The 3,256-nt window shown below is 65.0% G+C and carries 3 protein-coding genes and 2 pseudogenes; all 5 read right to left on the bottom strand.

Annotation, left to right across the window (positions count from 1 at the left end):
- A pseudogene (locus AHiyo1_RS27280) lies at positions 1–165 on the bottom strand (enoyl-CoA hydratase/isomerase family protein); the annotation flags it as partial.
- Positions 166–176: 11 nt separating this feature from the next.
- Positions 177–1,412, bottom strand: coding sequence for a 1,2-phenylacetyl-CoA epoxidase subunit PaaE (gene paaE, locus AHiyo1_RS18845; protein ID WP_059389571.1), 1,236 nt, complete (start codon positions 1,410–1,412; stop codon positions 177–179).
- Positions 1,413–1,422: 10 nt separating this feature from the next.
- Positions 1,423–1,977: a 1,2-phenylacetyl-CoA epoxidase subunit PaaD gene (paaD, locus tag AHiyo1_RS18840; protein ID WP_059389572.1), complete on the bottom strand. Its 555-nt coding sequence runs from the start codon at positions 1,975–1,977 to the stop codon at positions 1,423–1,425.
- 8 nt (positions 1,978–1,985) lie between these two features.
- Positions 1,986–2,944 (bottom strand): annotated as a pseudogene (gene paaC / locus AHiyo1_RS18835) (1,2-phenylacetyl-CoA epoxidase subunit PaaC).
- A partial coding sequence (gene paaB, locus AHiyo1_RS18830) for a 1,2-phenylacetyl-CoA epoxidase subunit PaaB (protein WP_059389570.1) occupies positions 2,941–3,256 on the bottom strand: 316 nt, incomplete at its 5' end. The pseudogene paaC and the gene paaB, both read right to left, overlap by 4 nt.

Here is a 3,256-nt window from a genome sequence, read left to right as displayed (position 1 = left end):
TCCGCGGAGGAGCAGCGCCCGCACCATCCCGCGGGAGGCGGCGGCAGCGGCGTCGTCGTACGCCCTATCCAGTTCCGCGAGCGCCGCCTCGTCCAGCGAGTTCAGCTTTTCAGGGGCATTGAGGACAATTTCGGCGATGCCGTTGGCGATGGAGAGCTCGATCATTCGTATATTCCTTAGACGTCGAAATCGACCGTGACGGATTCACTCGTGGGGTGGGACTGGCACGTCAGCACGTAGCCCTTGTCCAACTCATCCTGCTCCAAGGCGTAGTTCTCGTCCATGCTGACCGTCCCGGAGACCAGTTTGGCGCGGCACGTGCCGCACACGCCACCGGCACACGCAAAGGGGACGTCCGGGCGGACGCGCAAAGCCGCGTTAAGGATGGATTCCCGCGCGTGGGTGGGGCTGGCGACATCGCCCGTCAAACCATCCAGCTTGAAGGTGATCTTGAAGGTGTCCTTCGACTCGTCCTCCACAACGGGCCGGCCGGCGTTGCCCTCTGGGCGGTCCGGGCGGCCGGTGGTGAAGAGCTCAAAGCGGACGTGTTCAGGCTCCACGCCACGGGCAGCGAGGGTATCCCGGCACAGCTGGACCAGCTCGAACGGACCGCACAGGAACCATTCGTCCACATCCTGCGCATGGATGGCGGTGCCCAGCAGCTGCTGCAGCTTCTCGGCGTCGATACGGCCCGTCATGAGCGGCGCAATGCGCTGCTCGCGCGACAACACATGGTGCAGCGCCAATCGCGACGGGTACTTGTCCTTCAAGTCCGCCAATTCCTCGAGGAACATGACGTCCATGGCGGCCTTGTTGGCGTAGATCAGGTCGAAGCGGGTGCCCGGGTTCGCGGCCAGCAGCGTGCGGGCGATCGCGATCACCGGGGTGATGCCCGAGCCGGCGGCAATGGCCACGAAGGAACCGGCGTCGGAGAGCTCGCTGGCCATGTTCTCCGGATTGTTCATCGAGTTCATGACGTTCTGCTGGACAGTCTTGCCGTCCTTGCCATGCTTCGAAATGAACGCGCCCATGGGGCTCATGACGTCCAGGGTGTCGCCGGCCCTGAGCTCCGCGTTCGCCCATGTGGAGAAGATGCCGCCCAGGTCCTTCTTGATGGCCACGCGGATCTCGCTGCTGCCGTCCGCGAAGCTGCGCGGCTCTGCGCAGATGGAGTAGCTGCGGCGGACCTCGTGCGGCTCCCCGCTCTCGTCAGGAAGCGTGGTCCGCAGGGCCACGTACTGGCCGGGAAGGTAGTCATACTGGCCGGCGAGCTCAGCCGGGACATCGAACGTGACCTCGATGGCGTCGTCAGTCAGGCGGCGGACTTCCGAAACGCTGAGGGAATGAAAAGACGCACGACGGCGGCCGGTGGCCTGCGCTTGTTCGGCTGCGGTCTGGCGGACAACGGGCATGTCGGATTCCTTACAGGACTTTGAAGTAGTCGAACGGTTCCTTGCAGTCCTGGCAGACGAAGAGCGCCTTGCAGGACGTGGAACCAAAGCGGGTGAGTTCCTTGGTGTTCAGCGAAGAACACTGCGGGCATTTCACGGCGAGCTGGAGCCTTACCGGGCCTGAGTGGCCGCCGGCGGCCGCCCTGCCACTCGGAGGGGCGATGCCGTATTCCTGCAGCTTGGCCTTGCCGTGCTCGGTCATCCAGTCCGTGGTCCATGCCGGGGCCAGGACGAGCTCGACGTAGACGCTCGGGTAGCCCTCTTTGTGGAACGCGGTCTTGAGGTCGTCGCGGATGGCGTCCATCGCGGGGCAGCCCGAGTAGGTCGGCGTAATGGTGACCTGGACCGCGGGGACCAGCCCGCCGTCGTCGAACAGTTGGACATTGCGGAGGATCCCCAGATCCTCAATGGTGAGGACGGGAATCTCCGGATCGCAGACCGTGGCGGCAATCCCCCAGGCCTTCTGCTCGGCGGTTTGCTGAGTCTTGACCTGCGCGGTCCTGGCGCTGGTGTCATGAACGAACATGTCCACCGTCACCAGCTTGCACCGGGATGTTCGCGGGCCAGCACCTGCATCTCGGCAAGCAGGTAACCCAAGTGCTCGGAATGCTTGCCCTGGCGGCCGCCACCCAAGGATTGCGGGATCCGTTCGAGGCTGAGTTCGCCCCCCGAAGCGGCATCGAGGCCGGCTTCGCCCAGGATCTCGCCCGTGAGCCGGTCGAAGTCCGCGCGGAGGCTGGAAGCTGCACGCCTGCTCCGCTTTCCGCGAGGCGGGCCGTGAGCTCGTCGTCTTCGAAGAGTTCTTCCACGTATGGCCAGACGAGCTTGAAAGCCTGGACAATACGACGGCGGGATTCTTCCGTGCCGCCGGCAAGCCTGAGGACCCACTGGGCGCTGTGGTCGCGGTGGTAGTCGACCTCTTTGAGGGCCTTCGCCGCGATGGCTGCGATGGTTTTGTCGCTCGAGCCGGTTAGCCGTTTGTAGAGCTCGAACTGGTAGTAGCTCACGATGAACTGCCGGGCGATGGTGACGGCGAAGTCCCCGTTGGGCTGCTCGAACAGGTGCGCGGAACGGAACTCGTGCTCCCGGCGGAAGTACGCCAGATCGTCCTCGGACTTGTCCCACGCCGCTCCGGCGTAGGTGAGGAAGGAACGGGCGTGGCCGAGCTGGTCGAGCGCGATGTTGCCCAGGGCGACGTCTTCCTCGAGCTCGGGTGCGCGGGAGATCCAGTGACCCAGGCGCTGGGCCAGGATCAGGCCGTCGTCGCCGATGCGCAGGGCGTATTCCGCGACGTCTTCGCTTGGCTTGACTTGTCCCTTGCGGATTTCGAGGGCGATGTCCTCCGGGCGCAGGGCGTTCCCGGGCGTGATGCGCGTGGCGCTTGCCGAACCGTCTCCGGAAGCACCCGCGCCTTTGACGCCGACGGAAATGTCGCCGTGGCCCTCGATGGCGAAGTCCGGGTTGTTTTCGTGTTCGTTTGCGGGCGTGCTCACAGGTGCTTCACGCCTTCGCTCTTGGTGTAATACGTCGCGTGGCGGTAGTCCTTGCCCTGCGGGGACTCGAAGAAGGAACCCTTCGAATCGGGGTCGCTCGAGGAAATAGCATCGGCCGGAACCACCCAGATGGACACGCCTTCGTTGCGGCGCGTGTACAGATCACGGGCGTTGCGCAGCGCCATCGCCGCGTCAGGAGCATGCAAGGATCCGGCGTGGACGTGGGACAGGCCGCGGCTGGAACGGACGAAGACTTCCCAGAGGCTCCAGGGGGTCTCGTGGGGTTCGTTGGTCTCGTGGGCTGGGGTGGTC

The organism is Arthrobacter sp. Hiyo1 (genome assembly GCF_001263615.2).
Taxonomy (GTDB): Bacteria; Actinomycetota; Actinomycetes; order Actinomycetales; family Micrococcaceae; genus Arthrobacter.
This window is presented reverse-complemented; position numbering and strand designations above follow the sequence as displayed.

Bases quoted from the DNA above. Each gene is read 5' to 3' on its own strand.
- paaD (WP_059389572.1), bottom strand. From the start codon at position 1,977: ATGTTCGTTCATGACACCAGCGCCAGGACCGCGCAGGTCAAGACTCAG.
- paaE (WP_059389571.1), bottom strand. From the start codon at position 1,412: ATGCCCGTTGTCCGCCAGACCGCAGCCGAACAAGCGCAGGCCACCGGC.